Below are 25,023 nucleotides of genomic sequence, written 5' to 3' on the forward strand. Positions count from 1 at the left end.
TACCCTCATAAAACGATAGAAAAATTTAAAATTATATTTACTGAATGAGTGCGAATTCTTTATTTAAATTGAAAAGATTTTAGTGAATCATATATCTCCTCGGCTAATAAGCCTAAGTGTACAGAAATTGCTATCGCATGTATTACACACTTTAAGTATGGTTTCCACGTGATTGGCACTTCAAAAGGCATGTACACTCCTTTTAATGAAAAATGTAGTTCCTCTCCATTTTCCTTTAATGTGTCTATTTGAAAAAGACAGTGCTTTGTGCTGCCGCTAGTAACGACATCTACCTTCCATTCATGATGATGGACAAGGAATTCATCATCGGCATCTAACACTAAACTAGCAGTCGCTCTCATTCCACTTTCTAACGAAATATATGCTGCTCTTACTTCCTCTTCCGATAGTTTCTCTCTTTTTCCAATCTCCGTAATGATCCCATAGTTTGGTGGGAAAAGGTGACTAAGCTTAGTTATGTGATGAATACTGTTTAGATCGTATTCAGAGATAAAAACATTGGCATGGCGTTCCATCTTCAATGCAGATAAACAAACGTGAAGATCCTCATACTTACTTAAATGATCTGATTTGTGAACGGCGTAGTTCGTTTTCAAAATATGGGCCAGAAGATCTTTAGTAAAAGAACTGTTTTTTCCAACAATCGCGACAACCGTCGGGTCAATTTCATCTACATATTCCTTTGCAAGCTGTTCTATTGTAGATGTATAATCTTCCACTTCAAATAGTGGAAGATTATGAGATAAGCTAGAGGTTATTAGATCTTTTTTTATAAAAGAAGCTACTGCCCCGTGTTCTTTAGCCTTCATAAGATGATCAGTAATTCCATTGTTTTCGTTTTCTAAATCTAATGGAAGGTAGATGAAACCTTCCTTCACATCATTGATATTTGTCGCAATTCCCTTTGCTACAAATGATAATGGAATCTCCCCATGAATATGACTACTTATCGTTTTAAGTAGGTGAAAATCTAATTGTGCTGTTGTCACTTCTGACACTCCTCTACAGCTTCTTTAGCAACGAGCCTGTCGTCAAAAAAATGATTTTCCTTCCCAATCGTCTGGTATGTTTCGTGTCCTTTTCCAGCAATTAAGATAACTTCATCTTTCTTCGCCTGACGAATAGCTTCATAAATTGCATCTCGTCTCTCTACAATGACTTTATAGCTAGATCCCTTCATACCAGATTCCATATCCTTTAAGATAGATACAGGATCCTCGGATCTAGGATTATCGGAAGTAAGATAAACAAAATCCGATAATTCTTCAGCAATAGCCGCCATTTTAGGACGTTTAGTTTTATCGCGGTCCCCACCACAGCCAACGACAACACTTACTTTTCCTTTGGCAAATTCTTTTATGGTTTCTAAAACGTTTTTTAAGCTATCAGGGGTATGCGCATAATCTACAATCACGTGAAAATCTTCCTCAAGCTCTACACGTTCAAATCTTCCAGCTACACCATCCATATTTGATAAGCTTTCACCTATAGCTTGTAAAGGTATCCCACTAACATAGGCTGCTGCCGCTGCTGCAAGCGCATTATATACAGAAAAAGTGCCGGCCATTTTCATCGAAACAGAACATGATTCGTTTGAAATGGACATGTTAAAACTCGTACCTTCTTCATGTAACTGTATTTTAGATGCTTTTAAGTCTGCATTTCCTTTTATCCCATAAGATATGATCGGTGCTGCTGTCATCGTTTCAAGTAGGTCAAAAGTGTCGTCATCTCGGTTTAACACCGCAACTGGTTGTGATTTATCAGAAAATTGATTGCCGAGTTGAGCAAATAGTAATCCTTTTGCCCTCGCATAGTTTTCCATCGTCTCATGAAAATCTAGATGGTCTTGAGATAGGTTAGTAAAAACCGCAACGTTGAAATGTGTTCCATGAACACGCCCTAGTTCAAGTGCATGGGAAGAAACCTCCATCGTTACAACATTAACACCTTCTTGAACCATAGTCGAAAAACCTTTTTGAAGCACTAAAGACTCCGGTGTCGTATTGTTTACCGCAACTTCCTTATCCTTATATTTCATATACATTGTTCCGATAATACCAGTATTTTTTTCAGCATCACGAAGAATCTTTTCTATCAAATGTGTGGTCGTCGTTTTTCCATTTGTTCCTGTAACACCTATTAAATGTAACTTTGATGAAGGATAATCGTAAAAAGCGGAAGAGATTATTGCCATTGCTCTTTTAGAGCTAGTCACTTTTATTACTGGAACAGCTACATTCAAATCCTTCTCAGCAACGATAGCTACGGTCCCTTTTTCTATTGCTTGCGTAGCAAAATCGTGTCCGTCCACGGTATAGCCACTAATACAAAAGAAAAGACTGCCTTGCGTTACTTCTCTTGAATCCATATGAAGATCAGTAATCGATTGATCTATATTATTATCCCCTACCATCTCGTAAGAAGGTAGCTTATTCAGTAAAGATCTTAGTTGTACCATTTACATCCCTCTTTCACTTCACAATTACTTTACAATACAAATTACATTTTACTGTTCCTCTTCCTGTTTGTCACCCATTAGTATACGAATTTTTGATCCTTCTCGTACTCTTTCTCCTGGCAGAGGAGATTGTGTTACAACTTCTTTACCTTCTCCAGAAATATCGAGTTGAAATTCATAATACGCCTCATTGATTTCCCTCATCGATAGTCCTACGAGATCTGGAACTTCTACTATTGGTTCATCGTTCCAATTTAGTTCTTTTTCGATTTGACCATCTCTCTTTTCAACACCTAATGCTCTTAAACCGTCCTCCATAATATTGCCAACAATTGGTGCAGCAACAACTCCACCAAACTGCATCACTTCTTTAGGGTTATCAATGGCGACATATACAACGATCTGTGGATCATCCGCTGGTGCAAAGCCAATAAAGGATACAATATGATTATTCTCTAAATATCTTCCACCTTGAGCCTTTTGTGCTGTTCCAGTTTTCCCGCCGACACGATACCCATCGACATAAGCACCTCGCCCAGAACCTTTTGCAACAACGTGCTCTAGAGCACGACGAATTTCAGCAGAAGTTTCTTCAGAAATAATATTCTCCTTCACTGTTGGTGTAGTCCTAGAAATGACCTCTCCTGTCTCATGGTCTAGCCATTCTTTCGCTAAGTACGGCTGAAATAGCTTACCTCCATTTACGGCCGCCGCTACAGCAGCAACTTGTTGAATAGGTGTAACGGAGACACCTTGACCAAAAGAAGTAGTAGCTAATTCAAGCGGACCGACAGCATCTATATCAAACAATATTCCAGTACCTTCCCCTTGTAGATCTATACCAGTCTCAGATCCAAAGCCAAAGCTATGGATATATTTAAACAACGTTTCCTTCCCTAACTCTTCACCTAAAGCGACAAAACCAGGGTTACAAGAATTTTGTACTACCTCTAAATATGTTTGTGAACCATGACCACCTTTTTTCCAACAACGAATGTTTTGACCTGCCACTTCAACATAGCCCGGGTCAAAAAATTCATCCTCATCTAAATCCACTATTCCTTCTTCTAGAGCTGCAGCTAGCGTAATAATCTTAAATGTCGAACCTGGCTCATATTGACTCCATACTGGCTTATTTTGGTTATATATTTCTGGTGGTACTTCTCTAAAGCGTTCTGGGTCATAGTCAGGTCTTGATGACATGCCTAAAATCTCTCCGGTATTTGGATCCATTGCAATTGCAATGGCACCGTCTGGATTATATGTTGCTTCTGCGATATCTAACTCTCTTTCGATTATCGTTTGAATATTAGAATCTATTGTTAACTTTAAGTCTTGGCCATCTATTGGAGGTGTATACTCATCCGCTAAATTTGGCATTCTTCTCCCTTTCGCATCTGAATAAAAAGAAACATGTCCTTGTTCACCTGATAGTTGTTCATCATAATATGCTTCTAGCCCTGTTAATCCTTGGTTATCAATCCCAGCAAAACCTAATACGTGTGATAAGTATTTGCCGAAAGGATAGTGGCGTTTATTATCTTCTGCAATATATACACCATCTAGCTTCAAATCTCTAACCTCTTGCGCTAATTCGTTGCTCATTTTTCTCCCTTCAGGATTTATCCTTACAATGGATGAGTTTTGCGTTACTAACTCATATGCCTTTTGTTGATCCATAGACAACACGGTTGATAATTGTGTAGCTACATTTGCGGGATCTGATACTTGACGTGGGACAACGAGAACAGATGGTGCGCTTATATTTGTGGCGAGCGCAATGCCGTGGCGATCTAATATTTCTCCACGATTAGCTTCAAACGGAATATTTCTGCTCCACAAATCTTCTGCACGATCAGATATTTCATTCCCCATTACTAGTTGAACATAACCTAGTCGAATAATCATTACTGTAAATACAACTAAACCGATACTTAAAGCTAAAATAAGTCTTTTTCTTACTGTAACATTAGATACTCTTTTCATCGTGAACCTCCCATGATTAAACACTATGGCTTGGTTCAGACATATGAAAAAAATGGACAGGTTAGAACCCTGTCCATCAATTTTTCTATGAAACTTGACCCGCATCCCTTAATCTGAAGAATTCTCTTCCACATCAACTGACTCTTCTAAATGTTCCTCTACCTCTTCATCATACTCTATTTCCTCTTCTTGATATTGCCCAGGTGGATATAAGCTTAAGGTAATGCTGTTAACATCTGACAACGCCGTTCCAGGTGTCGGTGACTGAACCTCGACAAAACCATGACCTTCAATATCTGCTTCTACCTCTGCCATTTGTAAAAACGCATAAACGTGCCTAATAGACCATCGAGACATATTTGGCATCACAATGGAGTCACCATCTGTCAATAGTAACACTTTTTCTCCACTTAAAATTTCTTGCCCTGCCGTCGGGTATTGCTTAACGACTTCACTACCATCTCCAATGATTTGAACTTGAAATCCTTCATCCTCCAGTAACGATAGTGCCTCAGATGTAGACATACCTTCTACATCATGCAATATTACTTCATTATCGTGGTCCCCATTACCTATCGGCTCTGAAGGGGCAATGTTCATATATTGAAGACTTTGGTTCATAACAGACTTAAATATTGTTGATACAGGTAAACTACCAGATTCATATTCTTCAATCTTTGGACGTTCTACAGCTACGTAAACGATGATTTCAGGGTCTTCAGCTGGTGCCATTCCTAAAAAGGAGTAAATAAAATTTCCATGCCCGTCCATATACGCGCCATCATCCTGGAGTATTTGTGCAGTCCCTGTTTTTCCTGCAACTCTAAATCCTTCAATTGCATATGGTCTCCCAGTACCAACTTCAGAAGTAACTACTGCCTCCATATGCTTGATTACTTCCTGTGCTGTTTCACTTGAAATTGGTTGACCAATTACTTCAGGTTCAAACTCTTCGATAATGGCACCATCATCAGCAGATACGATTTTATCGATAATATAAGGCTGTAACATCTCTCCATGATTTGCAATTGCAGTCGCCGCTTGTACTTGCTGTATTGGCGTTACCGCACTTGCCTGTCCAAATGCTGAAGTAGCAGCATCTATCCGCTGGTTTCTTGCAATTGCACTTGAGATTTCTCCTGGTAAATCAATGCCTGTTGGCTCATAAAAACCGAAAGCATCTAAATAATGATACACTCTTTCTGGTTGAAGCTTTTCTAACGCTAGTATAGAAAAGGCTACATTGGATGACCTTTGAAACCCTTCGTCAAATGTAATTTGTCCCCAACCACTTCGTTGATGATCATGGATTCTATCTGGTCCTATTTGATAGGAACCAGATTGGAAATACTCTTCCCCGTTATACACGCCTTCCTCGATTGAAGCAGCTAGTGTAAAGATTTTCATCGTTGAACCTGGTTCAAACCGAGAAGCAATATTAAAGTTAGTATAATTCGTAATAGATTCATATTGGTTCGGATTAAAGCTTGGTCGATTAGACATCCCTAATATTTCGCCCGTTTTTGCATTGGCAACGATTGCCATCATTCGTTCCGGTTTATATTCTTCATCTACTTGGTTCATCGTCTGCTCAATGGCCATTTGTATTTTTGTGTCTATTGTTAGATAAACGTTGTCTCCGTTCTTTGGAGGTTCTATCACATCATTAGTATTCACTAATCTTCGGTTTTTACCGTCTTTTTGGTAAGTAATTCGCCCATGTTCTTCTTGTAAGTAATCTTGTAAACTACTTTCTAACCCCATCCTTGCAGTGGACATATCTCTTTCTGTATATCCTATTACATGTGAAGCAAATGTCTGCTTTGGATAGTAGCGCCGTGGTTCCTCCCGAAAATGAATACCAGGTAATTGTAACGCTTCAACTTCACTCATTTTTTCAAAGCTTAAAAACTTCGCTTGCGGTCCAAGCTCCACTTGTACACGATCATTTTCAATCCCTCTATTTAGTATATCCTCAATTACTGTCGCATCAATGTCAAGTACGTTACTTAATTGTAGCGCTGTATTTTCAACATCGGTTACTCTATTTTCATAACGTTCATGAATGACAGCTTCAATAGTATATGAAGGTATTTCCTCTGCAAGTACTTCGCCATTTCTATCAAGGATAGCTCCTCTTTTTCCCTCTATTATTCTTGATTGGCTCCACCTTTGCTCTAATAATTCTTCAATATCATATCCTTGAACTTCCTTTGCAGCTTGTATATATACAAACCTCGAAAACATCACACCTGCACCAAATAAAATGAGGAACAGGATAAAAATTGCACGCTTAGTAACAATGTTGTTCTTTTTTTGCTCCACGCTACCAATGCCCCCTACTCCACACAAGATTTTAAAGGGTGACTAAAAAGGTAAAAATTGACCTTTTTAGTCACCCAATTAGTTAATAGCTGATTTTACCCTCTCTTAAAAACCTGATGAATAGAGGTAACATCAGTATTTAAGAAGAACATAATTGTAGTATCTGCTATTCTATATCAATCATTTTTTAGTGATTATTTGAATGCGTGTACCTAACATTATTTGGATCTAAAACCATCCCCATCTCTTTCGCTTCGGATAAGATACGTTCTGGATCAGACAATTCCATCACTTGCAAATTTAGCGCTTCATTTGCATTCACCTGCTGTTGAATCCCTCGTTCTGTTTGCTGTATTTGATGGTTTGTTATGTAAATAGAAGCATAATTTGATATTACCATAAAAAGCACCATTACGACTGCAATAATTGCAGCGGAAAATATTACCTTTTCCCCTTTTGTAATACCGCCTTTAAAAACTTTTTGTTTACTTGGTTGTTGTTTTATTGATGGGTGTGTTAATGGCTCTGTTTGTCTCTGAACGAGTGGACTCATTTTTTCTCCTCCTTTTACTGTTTTTCTGCAATTCTTAGCTTTGCAGATTGCGCTCTCGAATTGTTTTCTAACTCTTCTTCACTAGCAAGTATTGGTTTTTTATTGACGAGCATTAATTCTGGTTTGTGAGATTCGGGTATTACCGGTAAACCTCTCGGTAAATCTTTAGGTGTACTTTTATTTTTAAATACATGTTTACAAATTCGATCTTCGAGGGAATGAAATGTAATAACTGCAATTCTCCCCTTTTCAGTAGTCATATCTATCGCATCGTATAAAGCTTGCTCAAACACATTTAATTCATCATTAACTGCTATTCTAATTGCCTGAAAAGTTCTTTTAGCAGGATGTCCACCTTTTCTTCTTGCTGGAGCAGGTATGGCATCTTTTATAATGTCAACTAATTCGAATGTTGTTTTAATAGGGCTAACTTCCCTTGCCTTTTCAATTTTCCTAGCAATATGCTTAGCAAACCTTTCCTCCCCATACCTTGATATCACTTTCATAATGTCTTCAAATGGCCAATTATTAACTACTTCATAAGCAGTTAATGACTGTCCTCGGTCCATTCTCATATCAAGTGGGGCATCAAAACGATAACTAAAGCCACGCTCGGGTTCATCAAATTGTGGTGAGGAAACACCTAAATCAAAAACGAACCCATCTACAGAGCTATATCCTAAATGAGTAAGCTCTTGCTTTAAGTATTGAAAGTTACTATGTACAAAGATAATTTTATCCCGAAAAGGGGCTAATCTTTCTTTTGCATGAGACAAGGCTACTTCATCTTGGTCAAAAGAAATAAGCTTTCCATTAGCGCCAAGCATAGAAGCGATTCTCTCACTATGCCCTCCCCCTCCTAAAGTACAATCGACATATACACCATCTTCATGGATATTTAATCCTTTTACTGTTTCTTCTTTCAAAACGGTCTCATGCTCAAACATCGATGTTATCCTCCTTTTTTCCGAAGAAACGAAAGCGGTATTACTTTTATAAATCAAAATCAACAATTCCTTCTGCTATTTCAGCAAAAGATTCTTCGGACTCTGCAAAATATTCTTCCCAAATTGCTTTACTCCAAATCTCCACACGATTGGATACACCAATCACTACACACTCTTTTGTTAATTGAGCATAATTTCTCAGTGTGGAAGCTATATTCACCCGTCCCTGCTTGTCCAATTCACATTCAGTTGCACCAGAAAAGAAAAAACGTGTAAATGCACGTGCATCTTTTTTAGTAAAGGGGAGTGTTTTTAATTTCTGTTCTAATTGTTTCCATTCATCCTCTGGATAAACAAATAAACATTTATCCATTCCTCTGGTGACGACGAAGGAGGATCCTAATGATTCACGAAATTTAGCTGGAACAATCATTCTACCCTTTTCATCTATAGAATGATGAAACTCACCCATGAACATTAAAATCCACCCCCTCCCCACTTTCTAACACTAATTTACCACACTCCCCCACTTTACACCACTCTATATTTAAATTTTTATGAAAAAGAACTATCGAGTTAAATTGGCTTATTTAGTTGTTATTCGATTTTTAAAGGGGATTAATGCTGATTATCATCAATAATGACCTATTTTCACGTTATAATACGTTATTTTTTGTCTATCTATTGTTTTTATTGCTTTCGTGATTAATTAACAAAAAACGCTCCGACAAAAAATGTCGGAGCGCAATACATTTATAAATATACGTATAGAAATTTTCCTACTAAAGTTTTTTCCTTATGTAAATCTTTAAGTAACCCCAGTATAGCATCTGGGCCGTATTGATTTAAAAAAGGGAGAATATTCAAATATCGCTCTTGTAAATTCCCTTCGGGTTTTATTTCTACCGCCACTTCATCAAACTTCTTTAAAGCAAACATCTGATGATTTTCAACATACTTATTTATTCTTTTTTCATAAAGTATAAGGTCATTTGCAATGATCTCTCTTTGACGTTCATGAATAAACTGTAGATCACCAAGTGGTTGTAGTTCTGTAGCTAAATTGTCTAAGCTTTTTTCCATTTCTTTTTTTAGTTTATCAAAAGGATCCGATATTTCAATTGGGGTATTCTCTTTTCTCCAAGCGATCTTCTCGCTCTCAACACCATTCATCGTCACATCATGAGGAGACTTATTCATCCATGCTAAATTTTTCTCTGTTCTCCTTGATAGAAAGGCGATTTGTACTCGTGGATAAACGAGAGGCATTGTGATTCCACTTGAATGAAACACTTTTTTTAATGTCGCCCAATATTTTAGTTCTCCAGGTCCTGCAACAAACGAGATTACTGGTAATAATTTGTCTTGCATGACAGGCCGTGTAACAACATTATTACTAAAGTGGTCCGGATTTCCCTCTAATTTTTCGAGCAATTCCGATATTATCCACTTTCTCCCACTGTTTTTTTCCCGAAAATGTGCGCCGTCTTTTTCCAACAAGAAACGCTGACCTTGATCGTGAACGAATAAATGGGCATTGCTTTTATCAATTTCAATCGGTTCTCCGAATCCACTATCTTTAAACTTTTTAGCGACTTCATAAAAGGATGAACGAATCTCATCGTTATTTTCTAACATTTCCTTAAAATACGGCTTCTCTAATTTTCTAATATTAATATCAGCTGCATCCATTAATACTAGCCCTGTACCTTTAAAGATACGGTGTATAATTTTAGCAAACCAATCAACGTAAGTGACATCTTCTTTAAGGTCATTCATTAATGATTCGTATAATTTCTTAATATAGGGAGTTTCTTTTAAGAATTTTAACCCTTCGTTTATTAATTGCTTTCCTTCTTCCATTCGAATTTGTCTATTAGATACTGGTATTTTCAAATCATTACGTTCTTTTAGTACTAGCTTCCTCGTTGTTGACCTTTGATGGAAATATGTATGGTTGACTTCGTCAATGTCATGATCTTCTCCAGCAATCCAAAAGATTGGCACAACAGGGACATTTAATTCCCTCTCGATCACGGAAGCTTCATGTATGATTGATATAATTTTATTGATTGTATATATAGGTCCAGTAAGCAATCCAGCTTGTTGACCACCGACAACAACGACAGAATTGTCCATTTTGATCCGGTCAATTTGTGAAAAAGTGTCTTTATCATCCGTAAATTGAGCGTTAAAATTTTTAAGTGCTTCTATTAATCCACTGCGGTCATATGATCTTTTATTAACATCTTCGTATCTTTCGATTAGTCCATCTGTGTTCAAAGGATACTCAAAGTACTCCATAATAGTCGCATCTTCATTCATGTATTTTTGTAAAAAGGTTTTAGGCTCTACATGCTCTTCACAAACCACTTTCATTTTTTATACAACCTTTCACATCTGCTTGGTGAGTTCAATGTTCAAATAATTTCCGTTTCATTATAACAGATATATATACCCTCACCAATAAACTTGCTCCATCAATTTCCTTGTACAATAATTTTCGTGACTATTTCAGATATGAGCCCATATATCATCAATATAAAATATAAAAAGAAAAACACAAAAAATTGAAAACGCCACACACCTTTAATAATTTTTCCAATATGAATATCCTCGTACATCTTCCAATGTAAATATGTAAAAAATGTTGCTGTTAATAACACAAATAAAATGAATAACCAAATAAGTTCAAAACCCCATATTTGTAATATGATAAAGTATACAGCTATCATAAATAACAGTGCTGTACAATCTACTGCTAGCTTTATTGCAAAAAGTTTATTATGTGTCGACTTTACGGCTACAATGTATACAAGATATAAACCTATTAACGGTACAGTCACAAGCGTTGCGATAACATATATTAGTGTATCACTAAAAACCCCCACCTTACCTCCTCCTCTCAAGACCGAGTATTGAATGATGAACAAATGATATGATTGGTACTTGTACACCTGACTTTTCTGCCTCTTTTAATAAGTAACCTGTAATCGACTCAATTTCTGTTTTAGTATTATTTCTTATGTCACGATACATCGACGATTCATTTTTTGCAGTATTTTTAATAACCTCTAAAACCGTTTCCCACTCATTTTCACATAATTGAAGAATTGTTCTTCCTTCGTCAAACAACTTTTTTACATTATGAGAGAAATTGTCTTGTAATAACTCCCCATTTTTCACACTATACATAGCAGTAAGGGGGTTAATGACTAGGTTGATTAAAAGCTTTTGTTTTATTAAGTACATTATATTATCTACATAGATGATTGGAAATTGTTTTTCACTTTTTAGAACACAAAAAGGAGATGAACCTCCAGTAATACTTCCTATCGATATTTTACCTACTCCAGTATGAGATACAGTATATGAATTTATCTTCATTGCACCATGAGTTACTACACCAGCATAGATGTCTGTTGACAAATTCTCTTTTGCCATGTCGAGGTGACCCATCCCGTTTTGCAGAAATATAATAGGAGGTAACCTTTTAACACCTTGCCATTTCTTCAGAAAAATAGGAATACCACTTTGTTTCGTCGCAACAATCCACAAGTCGTTAGGATCTACATTTGTGTATTCTTCGAAACATTCAACATTGACTCGCACTTTATAAGAAGGTGGTTCATTTAAAGTGATACCATTTTCCATTATTATCTTTCTCTGTTTTTCTGATCTAGTAACTAATGTGACATCATATCCACTTTTAGAAAAGTAGACAGCACATAATAGTCCAATTGCACCACCACCAAACACAACCACTTTCATGTTATTGCCTCCATTCAGGACTATAGTCTTCTTTATTTTAGCATATAGTGGAAGATTTGCTTTATTTTGAATAAAAATCTTTTATTTTCAATAACTTATAAATTATAATTGAGTATGAGTTATTGAAAACGCTTATAACTTCAAGGGGGAATCTATAATGGATACACACGAAGTAGTAAGGTTGCACATAAACTTTAAAACACTAGAAGAATTTGAGAATTTTCGAGAATACGGACTACAAGAGTTATCGATGAAGGAAGATTTAGAAGCAAACATTATTGAAAATGATAGCGAGTCTCCGTTTTATGGTGTTTACTTCGGAAAAAAACTCGTTGGCAGAATGAGCTTATATAAAATAGACAAAAAGTTTGACAGATATTTTGAACCTCCACAAGATTACTATGAATTATGGAAATTAGAAGTGTTACCTGGCTATCAAGGAAAGGGTATTGGAAGAAGCTTAGTAGATTACGCAAAAAATTTTGGTTTACCGATAAAAACAAATGCTCGACAACGATCTGACGATTATTGGAAAAAACTCGGCTTTGAGGCGCTTACTTATCAATCTGATCGTGATCGTGGTGAAAACCCATACGTTTGGTTTCCTAAAGGCGTTTCTGAACAAAAATGAAGATGGTGACTCAAAGGTCGAATTTTTACCTTTTTATACGAAAATGAATACCTTGTAGGTCAAAAAAACAAAAAAAGGGGGAGGGTATCCTTACGGGTACTCTTTTCCATTTTTTTACTTTTAGGCTGTAGGTTGTTCTACCGTCACTTTAAAGCCTTTTGACTCAATATTCTTAATCCAGTAGTTGATCTTCCTTTCCGTATCTTTTTCTGCATAATCCCACCCTAATTCTTCATAGGGGATCTTGTCTTTAATAATATGATATATTATCCTTAAAATAAGATGTGCTGTAGCCATCGATGCTTTATATTGACCTCTTCTCTTCTGCACACGATGGAAGAATGAGGAGAGGCGGGTTCCTTTGGATTTGGATGCGGACCATGCTGCTTGACAAAGGACACCCTTTAAACTCCTGTTCCCTTTTTGGGTCCGGGAGTTTTTTTTCTTTCCAGCACTCTCATTATTACCAGGACATAATCCACCCCATGAAGCTAAGTGCTTATCAGATGGGAAACAAGACATATCTACGCCAATCTCTGCAATAATCACCGCTATAGCATTAAAACTTACACCAGGGATTGTATCGAGTAATTCAACATATTCGTCATAGGGGGTTATTAGACGGTCGATTTCGCCCTCCAATTCTGAAATTTGTTTCTCAAGATAAATTAAATGATCATAATGCATGCGAATAATTTTTCGATGATGCTGGCGTACTCGTCCATTTAAAGCATCAACTAATTGAGGTACTTTTCTCTTTAAAGAAGTTTTCACCAAGCTTCTTACCTGCTCCTCCGTTAACACCTCACCATTAATGATTGACTCTAAAAGAGCTCGTCCAGATACACCAAATAAATCACTAACAAAAGTGGTTAACTTGACGTTTGCATCTTGTAAGATCTTATGGATACGATTTTTTTCTGAAGATGCATTGCCAACAAGCTTTCTACGGTAACGAGTATAATCCCGTAGATCTCGGAAGTTTTCAGGTGGAACAAAACTTGGTGTGATCAACCCACATCTCAATAACTGGGTAATCCAGGCTGCATCACTGACATCGGTCTTACGACCAGGAACATTCTTAATGCGCTTTGCATTGGCAAGAATTAATTCGAAGCTCCCCTCTAGAATATTCCACACTGGTTTCCAATAAACACCAGTACTTTCCATTGCGACATGGGTACATTTAAAGCTTTCTAGCCAATCATGAAGTGCAAGTAAGCCTTTCGTCGTTGTAAGAAAAGTTTGTGTCTCTTTTTTTGGTCGTTTTTCCAATGGACCATACATAACACAAGCTACAATCTCTTCCTGATGAACATCTAGTCCAGCACATCTTTCCAATACTGCATCCATAACTCATCACTCCTTAATAAAAATAGAAATGATGCAGGTCATACACCTGTAAGCATGGTATTTTTATACACGTGTTCTTAACGACAATTAGCGGTGCTCGTAGGTGTATTCGGTCGGTTTGAGTCGCGGGGTAAAAATTCCACCAATAAAGGGACGACCTGTGACCTGCTAATCTTATTATAAAAATTAGCAAGCACAGGTCGCAAGTCATTTTCATTCATAGTGGTGGCTATTAAGCCATGAAAGTTTGAGTCACCATCTTCTTTAAAGAAGTGGAAAGATTCACCGTATCTTTTATAGTACTTGTGAGCACTACTACGTATCGGTAAATTTCCACAGTCTAAGTAAATCTTTAAATTTGACTTTGTGTTCTTTTCGTTGCTCTTTCCATTACATTTATCATGAGTTGATAATCGTTCTTTATAATTTCATACTCATGCTTTAACTTCGTTAATTCTTTTTCCAAAGCTTGATTCTCTTCTAATAAAACTTTTAACCTAGTCGACGATTTTTCTTCAAGAGTAATACTTTTTTCTTTTTCTAATAGCTCTCCCTTTTTCTCTAAAAGGAATTGCACCATCTCTTCAATCGTTTGCAAAACAGTTTTGTCTTCTTTTTTCTCTTGGGAAACTAATTGAGAAACAACACTATCCTCAACTTGTTTAGTTTCATTCCCTTTTTTCAGTTGCTTTCTTTGTTTTTTTGCAAGTTGTATTGCTGATTCATATTTCTTTCTTATTGAAGAGTTCCAGCGAAAACCGCAAGCAGCAGGTGTTCGTGATAATTTTTCTCCCACTTCCTCAAATGCGGATAATTGTGTACCACCTTCTCTAATATGTCGCAGTACAACTTCCGCTAATAATAGATCTTCATCTTGATTCCAAGCATCCTGTCTAACCAAGGAATTTATCCCTCCCTCTTCATTATTCACACATTATATGTATGCAATTAGTAGAAAAGATAGACTAAAGTTCTAGAAATAGTATGAACCTTTCTTAATGTGATCATTCTTATTATTGCATTTCTGTGTTTTCAGAGGGGAATATAATAACGTGTATTAAAATTTCTGTTATATCAATCGCTATAAAATAAAAGACTAGCACAAGCTCTACTAAAACATATAAAACGAAAATGAGAAGGGCACTGAAAAAGTGGCGTTCTTCTAGGGTACTGAAAAAGTACTTAAATTCAAAGGGTAGACTAATAAGTATAAGGTTGTTTGAATATAGGAGTTGATGAGGTATATTGAATATTAATGCAACGAAACAGCAAGTTTTTCACTTTTTCAGTTGCCTCAAAATGAGTTCTTTGTTAGAAAAGCTATAGATGAATTTTCTCCTAATTTTATACTTTATCTTATATGAATAACATTACCATACATTTCAATATTACTTATCGGGGAAGAATGGAGGAAAGTTTAACGTAGACGGCTTTAAAATAAAAAGAAAAAACAGAAGGGGAGCACCCCTTCTGCTAACGTCATTATTTGTTTACAACATCTTGCCCTTTGTATGTTCCACATTCTTTACAAACGCGGTGTGAAAGTTTCATTTCACCACATTCAGGACATTTCACCATACCAGGTACGCGAAGTTTAATGTGTGTACGACGCATTCTCTTCTTTGTTTTACTAGTTCTTCTAAAAGGTACTGCCATGAGTCCCACCTCCTTGGAGATATTCAATCAACATGCTGTAAGTAAACAGATGCTATTTTTGGTTATCAAAAAATTTTTCAAGCTCTTTTAGTCGAGGATCAATCTTTTTTTCTTGCTCCTCTTCCTTTGTTTGAAGCTCCCATCCTTTTCCGGAGGCTGGAGCATCTCCCTCCTCCTCATCACTAATGACTCGGAGCGGTTTTTCTAATAAAATTTGTTCTTTTACATAAGGCAGTAAATCAACCGTGTTAGCTTCTACTTCGTGAACATCATCTTCCTCATCAAAGGTTGCCCATTGATCTAACTGAAAAATTTCAGTAGCTCGTATCTTAAAAGGATACTTCACATCGTTCAAAGTCCGAGCACATGGTAATGTCATCGTACCTGATAGCTGCAATTCAAAGGTAGCAGCCCGATTAGTTATATGAGCATCCCCTAAAATTCGTACTGGTGTTATATCACGAATTTCACGGTCTAATTCTTTTAATTCATTTACATTAACCGACTCATCGATATGCAAGCCTTTTTCTTTTAAGGCCAACAATTGTGGAACCGACCATTTCATAGGTTTTCACCTCAAGACAACAAATGTAATTATATCTTTCCAAAAATCTTTTGTCAAGATAAATTCTTTACAATTAGAAAAGCGAAGGACGCTTGCGTATCAGCGAATAAAAATGTTCTGATATATGAAAAGTGCCCGCTTACTTGAAATCGTAAAGATGTAGACGAAAAATTTATTCTAGGAAATAGAATAACATTTTTAGTATTCCCATTTCAATTCTTTTGTGTAATAAAGAGTTTAAAAAAACACTACTTCTGTTTAGAATATACATATCATGAAAAATTTATACGGAAGGTGGCACATTTATGAACGTGCTTGGTGTGATAGTAGAATATAACCCATTTCACTATGGCCATTTATATCATTTAGATGCAGCAAAGAAGAAGACAAATGCAGATGTTACTGTTGCTGTAATGAGCGGTTCTTTCCTTCAACGTGGTGAGCCAGCTATAACAAGCAAGTGGACGCGGACGAAGATGGCTTTAAAAGGTGGTGTTGATCTTGTAATAGAACTTCCTTATATTTATTCAACACAAAAAGCAGAAATTTTTTCTGATGCTGCAGTAAGCTTATTAGACGAATTAAAAGTTAACCAGTTATGTTTTGGTAGTGAATCAGGGAATATTGATCATTTTATACATACAGTAGATGTTGTATCCTCTAGAAATAACGAGATAGATGAGCGAGTGAGGGATGTAGTGAAAACAGGTGTTAGTTATCCAAGAGCATTTTCAATAGCCTATAGAGAAGTCTTTGACAATACTAATGAATCTATTCTTGATTTAGGAAAACCTAATAACATTCTTGGGTACCACTATGTAAAATCAATTAAAAAAAGGGGTAGCAAAATGACTCCTTGTACGATAACGAGAGAGCAAGCAAATTATCACGATACGGAAGTAACTAAACATCAAAAAATTGCAAGTGCTACTGCCATCAGAAAACTTTTAATAGAAAACAATTTTTCCATTGAAGCAGTGGAGCAATATGTTCCACCGAGTACACTGACTTTATTACGAGATGAAATACATACTGGAACCCACTTTTTGCACTGGGAGCATTATTTTCCTTTTATTCGTTATAAGCTATTAACTACACCAACTTCAGAACTTCGTGCGATGTATGAATGCGAAGAAGGAATTGAACATCGTCTAATAAAAATGATGAAAGATGTAAATTCCTTTCAATCTTTTATGGAAGCAGTCAAGACGAAAAGGTATACATGGACAAGAATTCAGCGACTTATACTACATATTTTAACTAACACTAGCAAGGGATTTATGGAGCAGCATTGTCACCCACTTTCACCACAATATATTAGGTTACTTGGAATGACAAATAAAGGAAGAAATTACTTATCATCTATTAAAAAAGACTTGAGAGTTCCATTAGTTTCCCGAGCTAGTGAATTTCAACATGAAGTTTTGCAAAAAGATATACAAGTTAGTCAATTACACACCCTTCCTTATGAGGATGAAACTTTACAGCAAGAATTTAAATCCGTACCCATTCAATATGATTAAATAGCACGACTTAATAAGGGTGATTTTGTCTTGATGTAATTTAGCTGAAAACGAGGAGAAGTGTTTTACTTTGAAGACTCAGAGTAGTTTATAAATCGTTTAGTAAGAAAAAAACTTAAAACTAGCTTCACTTCGCTAGTTTTAAGTTTTTTTATAGCTACTTTAAATTGTTTAGAAATTCTAAGGCTTCTTCGAATGAATCAATTGGAACAATTTCCATATCTGTATTAATTGATTCAGCTGTTTCAAGTGCGACAGCATAATTTGAAATGTCACTACCTCTTTCATTCGGAGCAAAAAAGAAGTCTGCGCCAGCATGATGTGATGCAATGACCTTTTGTTTTACTCCGCCTATCCTTCCGACTATCCCATCTTCATCAATCGTTCCTGTACCTGCAATATGGTATCCTTCAGTAATATCTTCCTCAGTTAGTTGATTGTATATTTCCAGTGTAAACATCAATCCTGCTGAAGGACCACCAATTTGATTTGTATCAATGCTTATATGTGGTTCATGAATAAGCGTCCTGTCTGTAACTGGTTGTGCTATGCCGATACCGCCACGTTCCCCACTCGGGTCTAAATCAGACGGGAAATACATCAGTTCTATTGAAACATCAGAAATTTCCTCTTCTCTCTCGATCGTTAAAGTAACGTTCTCCCCAACTGAATAATCTGCTAATAAATCTAATAATTTACTAGCTTCAAATACCTCTTCCCCATCTACTGCTACGATCCGATCACCCATCTCTAGTTTTCCTTCAGCATCCATATCAGGAACAACAGCTGTAACGTAAACTCCTTTATTTTCGAAATACGCTGTTTCCCCTGCATGATTATAGGCTACAAAAACAGCTAAATCTTGCGAGCTTGTCATCATCATCAACTGCCGATGCTGATATTCTTCATCTGTTTCTCCTTCTCTTCTAATTTGATCTTCTGGCACTAATTCGCGCTCATCACTAAAAAGGGCCCACACATAATTGACAACATTGGCTCTCCCAATTCTCACTGTCGTTAGCATAAAGGTTCCTTCATGTTTATTTCCATCTTCAACCTCTATAAATTCAGTTAATATTTTCGCATCACCTGGAATAGTAAAATAGTACGGTAATTGATAAAAATTAATAAATAATAATAGAACTATTATTATAATCCACTTTATTAACCCGCGATTATTAGGATGCATTTCTTTAGTCATGCTGTTTCTCCTTCCACCTTTGTATCTTTTCCTTTAGCTGCGTGATTAACTTTTTAGTCTCTTCTTCTCCATTTTGAATGATTTCCTGTACATTTGTAAACTGAGTTGACCTAATATGCGATAAAATTGGCTTAATCATAATATCTGATTCAATTTCTCGATATCTTACCATTTCTCTTTCCATAATGTCCATACTTTGCATAATGACATCATATACTGAAGCAATTTCCGGCTCTCTATCAAGAAAAGAAACATCTACTGCAATAATGATATCAGCTCCCATTTCCTTGACTACTGAAACAGGGACACGATCAATCACACCACCATCGACATACATTCTACCATCAATTGTTTCGGGTACTACAATCCCAGGGATGGCAATGCTAGCCCGAACTGCTGATGCTATATCGCCTTCTTTAAAAATAATCCTTTCCCCTTTTTTTAAATCTGTTGCAACTACATGCACCTTTGGATCTAGCTGCTCGAGTTTTTTATTATGTACTAACATTTGAACGATTTGTTTCGCTTTTTCCCCTTTAATAAACCCCATTTTCGGAACTGTAAAATCAAGTAAATATTTCCTGCGAAATTGTAAAGCCATTTTTTCCATCATTCCTGCATCATAACCAGATCCAAATAAAACACCAACTAATGCCCCCATGCTACTACCTGCAATATAATCAACATGAATACCTTCTTCTTTTAAAACTTTAAGCACGCCAATATGAGCAAATCCTCTTACACCACCAGAACCTAATGCTAAACCAATTTTAGGTTTCATTTCCACACACTCCTTCATTCTCATTATCATGAAAATGGTCTAATCTCTCTTTCCTAACGTATATTTGAAAGAGGACAAGTTTATGAATTACGTTTTGAAAAGGAGCTCTTTGCATGCATATGAACGCCTCATTATTGAAAACCATTTTATATGGCAGCACAACAAGTTTTCTAGCTATTTCTTTTATGATCTTTCCAAAAGAAGCTTACGATGCATCCATTAGAGGGCTCACGATGTGGTGGGATGTTGTATTTCCATCATTACTTCCCTTTTTTATTATGTCAGAATTCCTTATTCGATTTGGGGTAGTATCTTTTATCGGTGCACTCTTTGAGCCGATCATGAGACCGTTATTTAGAGTGCCAGGATCAGGTGGCTTCGTTTGGGCAATGGGGTTAGCTTCCGGGTTTCCAGCTGGCGCTAAATTGACAGCGAGATTACGCCAAAAAGGAGAAATTACAGCCATTGAAGGAGAACGATTAGTCTCCTTTTCCAATGCATCAAACCCATTATTTATATTTGGTGCAATAGCTGTAGGATTTTTCCATAACCCTGCTCTCGGTGTTGTACTTGCAGCCGCTCACTATGGAGGTAATTTAATCGTAGGATTAACCATGCGCTATTATGGAAACGATATTGAGCGTGAAAATTTAAATAGAAGTCGAGCAAAAAAGAATTTTTCTTTAAGCTATGCCATCAAATCGATGCATCAAGAACGTTTAAAGGATAACCGCCCTTTCGGAAAAATGATGGGTGATGCAGTACAATCTGCTATTCAAACATTATTAATGATAGGCGGATTTATTATTCTATTTTCCGTGTTAACTCGTATTTTAGAGATCATTAATATTTCACTAATTTTAAGCTTAATAATTACAATCGTGCTTGGCATTTTACAAATGCCGGGTGAATTAAGCCCAGGAATCATTCAAGGTATTTTTGAGATCACGTTAGGTAGTCAGCTTGTAAGTGAGACAGTACAAACTACACTACTTCAACAAGCTGTCGTTGTTAGTTTTATACTTGCTTTTAATGGATTAAGTGTGCAGGCACAAGTGGCAAGTATATTAGCTGATACGGATATTCGCTTTAAACCGTTTTTCTTAGCTAGATGTCTTCATGGATTTATTTCTGCACTGCTTGCTTATTTGATATTTGATTGGCTTTACGTTGAAACTTCATCAGAATATAAAGGTGATGCATTACCAGTTTTTCAGCAATCTGAGAATGTTTCTAACATATTTTATACCCATTATACTTGGTTACTTCAATGGGGAAGCCTCATAACAATGACGACACTCATAGTTTGGCTTACCATTTTATTATTTAGGAATAGAGAGAGCAAGTTTGACTACTATTGAAATGTATAGTTTGCTACGCAGGTCCAGCAGCTGCGCAAGAATGAAAGAGGCTGGCTCTTAAGGTGCATCTTTATCCTTTTAGCCAGCCTTATGTATTGGAGTATACTTATGTGGCTCTTTTCCTATAACAATAATCCATTATTTACTTAAACTTGTTTCTTATTGCTTTTTCCACGCTAGGTGGGACTAAGTCTTCGATTGGTGCTTCATACTTTGCTAATTCTTTAACGATACTTGAGCTTAAGTAAGAATATTGATTATTACTCATCATAAAAAAAGTTTCTACTTTCTCATCAAGTTTTCGATTAATAGAAGCCATTTGCAGTTCATATTCAAAATCTGAAATAGCACGAAGACCTTTAATAATTGTTGTCGCTTGTTTGTTTTTTACATAGTTAATTAAAAGACCATCAAAGAAGTCTACCTCTACATTTTCAATATGTTTTGTAGTTTCTCGTAATAACGCTACTCGTTCTTCAATTGAAAATAACGGTTGTTTGCTTCGATTATGAAGCACCGCAACAATAACTTTTTCAAATACATTTGCACCTCTTGAAATAATATCCAAATGGCCATTAGTTACAGGATCAAAACTGCCTGGGTAAACAGCAATTGTCGCCATTCTAATCCCTCCTATGTATAGATTAAATAGAATAAATACTAATTATTGTATCACCGTAACGTTCTTCTCTAATTTTTGTTAAATCGCTATATGACTCATTTAATTCGACTGTTGCTGCATGTTCAACAACAATTTTTCCTAATTTGTCCAATAATCTATGTTCGGCGATAAATAGAAGCTCTTCCTCTAGCCTCTGTTTTAAATAAGGAGGGTCTAAAAAAATGAGATCAAAAGTACTTCCTTTCTTTCTTAAAGCGTTTAAGGCTCTTGAGGCTTCTGTTCTGTAAACTTCCACTTCATCTTCAATCTTACAGCTTTTGATATTCATATATATCGTTTCGATTGCCTTGCGATCTCGGTCAATGATGACTGCTTTTTCGATCCCTCTACTTAATGCTTCAATTGCAATAGCTCCACTACCTCCATATAAATCTAACATGCTACCCCCATCAAAATATGGCCCTACCATATTGAAGATTGATTCTTTCACTTTATCCGTTGTCGGACGTGTCGATTGACCAGGAACAGCTTTCATATGTAATCCTTTAAACTTGCCACTTATTACGCGCATTTTCCTCACCTATCAATTTTTTTATATTAGGCTATGTTAAACTTTGTTGTTGATTTTCGCTTCAGGACGCTCGCTTGCCTAGGGCATTGCTTCAGCTTCCTCGGGCAACCCACCCTGCAGGATCTTCAGCTAATGCTTTTCCCACAGGCGTCTCGGTCCTTTCGTGAAAATCAACATTAGCCTTTAACAGATCCTTATAATAAAATCATCGTACCATATGAAGAGAAAAAGAGAAAATAACGCTACGTAATAAAGCTTTGCAAATGTCAAAAAAATCTTTCTCTTTCTTTATACGTATATTCTCTGTCTCATCGTCCATACTAAGAATAGCAACAGTGATGTTGCTGACAACCGCGGAGAAGGCTTACGTTTCCCCATAAGTTCTTCCTCCGGTTTCTCCTCTCCCATAGCCTTAACTTCATACTAGGTGATATACTCACTTTTTATTGAAGTTATGAGGCAGCCCGCAGAGTAATCTGCGGGTTTTTTTTTACTTCGTTAACTATTAACATTTTCGCTCATCTTCCTCTTCATTACTGGTACTACTTTTATTTTTACTATCATAACGTTCAATAATAATAATATAGCAGATGCTATAAATAAGCTCCTAATTCCTGCAAAGGAAGCTAACCAGCCTCCTAATATAGGACCAAGCATCGTTCCTAAATACATAAAAGAATTAGAGAAGCCAAAAGTTCTACTTTCCATACCTTCAGGGGCTAAATGTCGAATAAGCGAATTAATGGACGGAAGTAAACCTCCTAAACAAAGCCCTAATAAAAAACGAAATGCAATCAATTGCCAATAGCTTTGAACAAAAGCTTGAGGAAGTGTAATAACAGCTGCAAAAATGAGGGCACCTAATAAAACATAATGTGCACCTTTTTTGTCACTTACCCTCCCAAGTAATGGACTTGCCGACATATTAGCTAACCCCATTACCGACATTGCCAACCCAGCATAAAAGGCTAAATTTTGTGCTTGTGTGAGCTCCTGAACATAAAGAGAAAGTAATGGATTTATACCGATTAGGGCACATTGAACGACAAAGAATACAAGAAATAATGCCATTAAAGGCGAAGTTGATGCGATTTTTTTAAAATCTTGCATCGTGTTCGTTTTTACACGTGTTTCTTTTTTCTCAAAATTCTCTTTAACAAAAAATAGCACAACAAATGCTGCTACCAGTATTGTGATACCAGTTATATAAAAGATCATTCTAAAGCCCATAAAATCGGCCATTACACCGCCAAATAACGGACCACAAATCCCTCCAGCTACAGCACCAGCTTGTAATAACCCTAATGCATAACCGACCTGTCTTTTAGGTGTGCTCATAGAGATCAAAGCAACAGCTGCAGGAATAAATCCTGAGATCATACCATTTAATAGCCTTAGTAGTAATAATGACCACGGCCCTGTTGCAAAACCAGTTAAGGTAATAACAATTGCCATTCCAAATCCTGATCTTAAAAGCATCATTTTTCTTCCATGCTTATCCGCTAACTTTCCCCATAAAGGTGAAAAAAGAAAAGCGGTTAAGAAATTAGCTCCAAATATAATGCCGGACCATCTACTAACAGATTGCGAATCTGTCACGCCAAGTTCTTGTAAATAGAGGGGTAAAAAGGGGATAATCATTGTCATTGCCGCCATAACAAAAAATTGACATACCATTAATATATATAAATTTCGTTTCCAACTTGTTTTTTCCATACGTTCACATCCTTTAGAGTCACCATCCATTATATATTTCGTAAACCGAAATTTCCAGTGTTTCATTGGATATTATTAGAAGGATTGGGAGTCACTCTATTGCAATAAAAAAGCTTCCAACTTTAGTTGGAAGCTGAGGTTACAAGTGAAGTAGAAAACGCAAAAATGACATTATATTCCCATTTTATAATCAAATTCTTTTTCTTTTTCAGGAACTGCACTTTGATATTCTGTCTTAATCCACGGTCTCATAGACATGGAAACATCTTTAACGAAAGAAAACGAACGAAGTCTTTCCATTGTTGCTTGCACGTCAGCTTCGTCACAGTACATAACTACATACTTCATTTTCCTAGATACATAATGAATATTACCAAATCTCCGGAGTTGCTTCACTTGCTTAAGAGATTGGATCCAGACAGCTAGTCCAACTCGATTTCCTACCATATTGTTACTCCTTTTTTCCGCCAATTTTCCATTAGTCTAGCATGATGCATGTATTTTTGCAAGATTCACTACTTCTTTTTTGTACTACAACCGCATCCGCCACCACTTCCGCATCCACCAGTACCACATCCACCTTGATCAAAGAAAGGATTTCCGGTTGGTACTTTTATATGCGTTGAAACAGCATTAGCAACTATTTGGCTTATTTCGACGAGAAGTTGATTTAGTTCTTCCTCTGCTTTTTTAAATTCTGAAACGAAAAGGTTTGTATCTACTTTCCTTTTCCACTCACGTACCTCTTTCGTTACTTTATCAAAATCAGGATGATATTTCCCAAAGCGTTGCACTTCCTCATACTTTTCTTTCAGTGCTTGGAAATGTGTTATCATTCTTTGAGCATCTCGGTTTTTCTCAAGTGCCCTTTTTGTTTCTATATAATGAAGAAATACTTCAGATGATGTAATAAAATCACTAAAATCGTAAACTTCTTGGAGTATGTCAACATTAGTCATCGTTGAATACATACTTTCAC

At 36.4% G+C, this 25,023-nt stretch carries 24 protein-coding genes; 3 read left to right on the forward strand and 21 right to left on the reverse strand.

From position 1 onward, the window contains the following. Positions 1–59: 59 nt before the first annotated feature. The 10 genes from BCELL_RS12865 to BCELL_RS12910 form a co-directional block, all read right to left on the reverse strand. Positions 60–1,010: a Mur ligase family protein gene (locus tag BCELL_RS12865; RefSeq protein ID WP_013489186.1), complete on the reverse strand. Its 951-nt coding sequence runs from the start codon at positions 1,008–1,010 to the stop codon at positions 60–62. After that, on the reverse strand, positions 1,007–2,482 hold the full coding sequence (locus BCELL_RS12870; RefSeq protein ID WP_013489187.1) for a UDP-N-acetylmuramoyl-L-alanyl-D-glutamate--2,6-diaminopimelate ligase: 1,476 nt from the start codon (positions 2,480–2,482) through the stop codon (positions 1,007–1,009). Before BCELL_RS12870 ends, BCELL_RS12865 begins: the two co-directional genes overlap by 4 nt. A 48-nt stretch (positions 2,483–2,530) precedes the next feature. Continuing rightward, positions 2,531–4,468, reverse strand: coding sequence for a stage V sporulation protein D (locus BCELL_RS12875; protein WP_013489188.1), 1,938 nt, complete (start codon positions 4,466–4,468; stop codon positions 2,531–2,533). A 108-nt stretch (positions 4,469–4,576) separates the two neighbouring features. Then, positions 4,577–6,793, reverse strand: coding sequence for a penicillin-binding protein (locus BCELL_RS12880; RefSeq protein ID WP_013489189.1), 2,217 nt, complete (start codon positions 6,791–6,793; stop codon positions 4,577–4,579). A gap of 187 nt (positions 6,794–6,980) precedes the next feature. Continuing rightward, entirely contained in the window at positions 6,981–7,346 is a 366-nt protein-coding gene (ftsL, locus tag BCELL_RS12885; protein ID WP_013489190.1) for a cell division protein FtsL, read from the reverse strand. Positions 7,347–7,360: 14 nt separating this feature from the next. Then, entirely contained in the window at positions 7,361–8,293 is a 933-nt protein-coding gene (gene rsmH / locus BCELL_RS12890; RefSeq protein ID WP_013489191.1) for a 16S rRNA (cytosine(1402)-N(4))-methyltransferase RsmH, read from the reverse strand. 46 nt (positions 8,294–8,339) lie between these two features. Then, positions 8,340–8,771, reverse strand: coding sequence for a division/cell wall cluster transcriptional repressor MraZ (gene mraZ, locus BCELL_RS12895; protein WP_013489192.1), 432 nt, complete (start codon positions 8,769–8,771; stop codon positions 8,340–8,342). Positions 8,772–9,046: 275 nt separating this feature from the next. Beyond that, a complete protein-coding gene (gene bshC / locus BCELL_RS12900; protein ID WP_013489193.1) occupies positions 9,047–10,672 on the reverse strand; it encodes a bacillithiol biosynthesis cysteine-adding enzyme BshC in 1,626 nt (541 codons plus the stop codon). Between the two features lie 101 nt (positions 10,673–10,773). Further along, positions 10,774–11,184: a DUF3397 domain-containing protein gene (locus BCELL_RS12905; protein ID WP_013489194.1), complete on the reverse strand. Its 411-nt coding sequence runs from the start codon at positions 11,182–11,184 to the stop codon at positions 10,774–10,776. Position 11,185: 1 nt separating this feature from the next. Continuing rightward, entirely contained in the window at positions 11,186–12,064 is an 879-nt protein-coding gene (locus tag BCELL_RS12910; RefSeq protein ID WP_013489195.1) for a 2-dehydropantoate 2-reductase, read from the reverse strand. Between the two features lie 157 nt (positions 12,065–12,221). Here BCELL_RS12910 and BCELL_RS12915 point away from each other — a divergent pair, with 157 nt between their 5' ends. After that, a complete protein-coding gene (locus tag BCELL_RS12915; RefSeq protein ID WP_013489196.1) occupies positions 12,222–12,695 on the forward strand; it encodes an N-acetyltransferase in 474 nt (157 codons plus the stop codon). A 120-nt stretch (positions 12,696–12,815) separates the two neighbouring features. Here BCELL_RS12915 and BCELL_RS12920 read toward each other — a convergent pair whose 3' ends face one another. The 4 genes from BCELL_RS12920 to BCELL_RS12935 form a co-directional block, all read right to left on the reverse strand. After that, positions 12,816–14,048 carry an IS110 family RNA-guided transposase gene (locus BCELL_RS12920; RefSeq protein WP_013488793.1) on the reverse strand — a complete coding sequence of 411 codons (1,233 nt, stop codon included), beginning with the start codon at positions 14,046–14,048 and terminating at the stop codon, positions 12,816–12,818. Between the two features lie 352 nt (positions 14,049–14,400). After that, entirely contained in the window at positions 14,401–14,958 is a 558-nt protein-coding gene (locus BCELL_RS12925) for an RsfA family transcriptional regulator (protein ID WP_041808982.1), read from the reverse strand. Between the two features lie 572 nt (positions 14,959–15,530). Then, positions 15,531–15,704: a 50S ribosomal protein L32 gene (rpmF, locus tag BCELL_RS12930; RefSeq protein WP_013489198.1), complete on the reverse strand. Its 174-nt coding sequence runs from the start codon at positions 15,702–15,704 to the stop codon at positions 15,531–15,533. Positions 15,705–15,756: 52 nt separating this feature from the next. After that, complete coding sequence (locus BCELL_RS12935) at positions 15,757–16,269, reverse strand: YceD family protein (protein WP_013489199.1); 513 nt, start codon at positions 16,267–16,269, stop codon at positions 15,757–15,759. A 305-nt stretch (positions 16,270–16,574) separates the two neighbouring features. Between BCELL_RS12935 and BCELL_RS12940 the strand changes: the two genes are divergently transcribed. Then, a complete protein-coding gene (locus BCELL_RS12940) occupies positions 16,575–17,792 on the forward strand; it encodes a nucleotidyltransferase (protein ID WP_013489200.1) in 1,218 nt (405 codons plus the stop codon). Positions 17,793–17,949: 157 nt separating this feature from the next. On the opposite strand, the gene BCELL_RS12945 is transcribed toward BCELL_RS12940, so the two are convergent. Together BCELL_RS12945 and BCELL_RS12950 are read right to left on the reverse strand one after the other, a co-directional pair. Then, entirely contained in the window at positions 17,950–18,993 is a 1,044-nt protein-coding gene (locus BCELL_RS12945; protein WP_013489201.1) for a SepM family pheromone-processing serine protease, read from the reverse strand. Beyond that, entirely contained in the window at positions 18,986–19,774 is a 789-nt protein-coding gene (locus tag BCELL_RS12950) for a patatin-like phospholipase family protein (RefSeq protein ID WP_013489202.1), read from the reverse strand. Before BCELL_RS12950 ends, BCELL_RS12945 begins: the two co-directional genes overlap by 8 nt. A 113-nt stretch (positions 19,775–19,887) precedes the next feature. Between BCELL_RS12950 and ylbJ the strand changes: the two genes are divergently transcribed. Continuing rightward, complete coding sequence (gene ylbJ, locus BCELL_RS12955) at positions 19,888–21,135, forward strand: sporulation integral membrane protein YlbJ (protein WP_013489203.1); 1,248 nt, start codon at positions 19,888–19,890, stop codon at positions 21,133–21,135. 142 nt (positions 21,136–21,277) lie between these two features. Here ylbJ and coaD read toward each other — a convergent pair whose 3' ends face one another. The 5 genes from coaD to BCELL_RS12980 all read right to left on the reverse strand — a co-directional run bounded on the left by coaD (position 21,278) and on the right by BCELL_RS12980 (position 25,015). Continuing rightward, on the reverse strand, positions 21,278–21,757 hold the full coding sequence (gene coaD, locus BCELL_RS12960) for a pantetheine-phosphate adenylyltransferase (RefSeq protein ID WP_013489204.1): 480 nt from the start codon (positions 21,755–21,757) through the stop codon (positions 21,278–21,280). 22 nt (positions 21,758–21,779) lie between these two features. Beyond that, on the reverse strand, positions 21,780–22,328 hold the full coding sequence (rsmD, locus tag BCELL_RS12965) for a 16S rRNA (guanine(966)-N(2))-methyltransferase RsmD (RefSeq protein ID WP_013489205.1): 549 nt from the start codon (positions 22,326–22,328) through the stop codon (positions 21,780–21,782). A gap of 498 nt (positions 22,329–22,826) precedes the next feature. Continuing rightward, entirely contained in the window at positions 22,827–24,044 is a 1,218-nt protein-coding gene (locus tag BCELL_RS12970; RefSeq protein ID WP_013489206.1) for an MFS transporter, read from the reverse strand. Between the two features lie 171 nt (positions 24,045–24,215). Then, on the reverse strand, positions 24,216–24,491 hold the full coding sequence (locus tag BCELL_RS12975; RefSeq protein WP_013489207.1) for a YlbG family protein: 276 nt from the start codon (positions 24,489–24,491) through the stop codon (positions 24,216–24,218). A 68-nt stretch (positions 24,492–24,559) separates the two neighbouring features. Beyond that, on the reverse strand, positions 24,560–25,015 hold the full coding sequence (locus tag BCELL_RS12980) for a YlbF/YmcA family competence regulator (RefSeq protein ID WP_013489208.1): 456 nt from the start codon (positions 25,013–25,015) through the stop codon (positions 24,560–24,562). Positions 25,016–25,023 lie beyond the last annotated feature (8 nt).

Source organism: Evansella cellulosilytica DSM 2522, from assembly GCF_000177235.2.
Classification (GTDB): Bacteria; Bacillota; Bacilli; order Bacillales; family Salisediminibacteriaceae; genus Evansella; species Evansella cellulosilytica.

Bases quoted from the DNA above. Each gene is read 5' to 3' on its own strand.
- rpmF (WP_013489198.1), bottom strand. From the start codon at position 15,704: ATGGCAGTACCTTTTAGAAGAACTAGTAAAACAAAGAAGAGAATGCGT.
- ftsL (WP_013489190.1), bottom strand. From the start codon at position 7,346: ATGAGTCCACTCGTTCAGAGACAAACAGAGCCATTAACACACCCATCA.
- BCELL_RS12980 (WP_013489208.1), bottom strand. From the start codon at position 25,015: ATGTATTCAACGATGACTAATGTTGACATACTCCAAGAAGTTTACGAT.
- BCELL_RS12910 (WP_013489195.1), bottom strand. From the start codon at position 12,064: ATGAAAGTGGTTGTGTTTGGTGGTGGTGCAATTGGACTATTATGTGCT.
- rsmH (WP_013489191.1), bottom strand. From the start codon at position 8,293: ATGTTTGAGCATGAGACCGTTTTGAAAGAAGAAACAGTAAAAGGATTA.
- coaD (WP_013489204.1), bottom strand. From the start codon at position 21,757: ATGGCGACAATTGCTGTTTACCCAGGCAGTTTTGATCCTGTAACTAAT.
- ylbJ (WP_013489203.1), top strand. From the start codon at position 19,888: ATGCATATGAACGCCTCATTATTGAAAACCATTTTATATGGCAGCACA.
- BCELL_RS12915 (WP_013489196.1), top strand. From the start codon at position 12,222: ATGGATACACACGAAGTAGTAAGGTTGCACATAAACTTTAAAACACTA.
- BCELL_RS12950 (WP_013489202.1), bottom strand. From the start codon at position 19,774: ATGAAACCTAAAATTGGTTTAGCATTAGGTTCTGGTGGTGTAAGAGGA.
- BCELL_RS12945 (WP_013489201.1), bottom strand. From the start codon at position 18,993: ATGACTAAAGAAATGCATCCTAATAATCGCGGGTTAATAAAGTGGATT.
- BCELL_RS12940 (WP_013489200.1), top strand. From the start codon at position 16,575: ATGAACGTGCTTGGTGTGATAGTAGAATATAACCCATTTCACTATGGC.
- bshC (WP_013489193.1), bottom strand. From the start codon at position 10,672: ATGAAAGTGGTTTGTGAAGAGCATGTAGAGCCTAAAACCTTTTTACAA.
- rsmD (WP_013489205.1), bottom strand. From the start codon at position 22,328: ATGCGCGTAATAAGTGGCAAGTTTAAAGGATTACATATGAAAGCTGTT.
- BCELL_RS12935 (WP_013489199.1), bottom strand. From the start codon at position 16,269: ATGAAATGGTCGGTTCCACAATTGTTGGCCTTAAAAGAAAAAGGCTTG.
- BCELL_RS12975 (WP_013489207.1), bottom strand. From the start codon at position 24,491: ATGGTAGGAAATCGAGTTGGACTAGCTGTCTGGATCCAATCTCTTAAG.
- BCELL_RS12875 (WP_013489188.1), bottom strand. From the start codon at position 4,468: ATGAAAAGAGTATCTAATGTTACAGTAAGAAAAAGACTTATTTTAGCT.
- mraZ (WP_013489192.1), bottom strand. From the start codon at position 8,771: ATGTTCATGGGTGAGTTTCATCATTCTATAGATGAAAAGGGTAGAATG.
- BCELL_RS12920 (WP_013488793.1), bottom strand. From the start codon at position 14,048: ATGGATGCAGTATTGGAAAGATGTGCTGGACTAGATGTTCATCAGGAA.
- BCELL_RS12970 (WP_013489206.1), bottom strand. From the start codon at position 24,044: ATGGAAAAAACAAGTTGGAAACGAAATTTATATATATTAATGGTATGT.
- BCELL_RS12870 (WP_013489187.1), bottom strand. From the start codon at position 2,482: ATGGTACAACTAAGATCTTTACTGAATAAGCTACCTTCTTACGAGATG.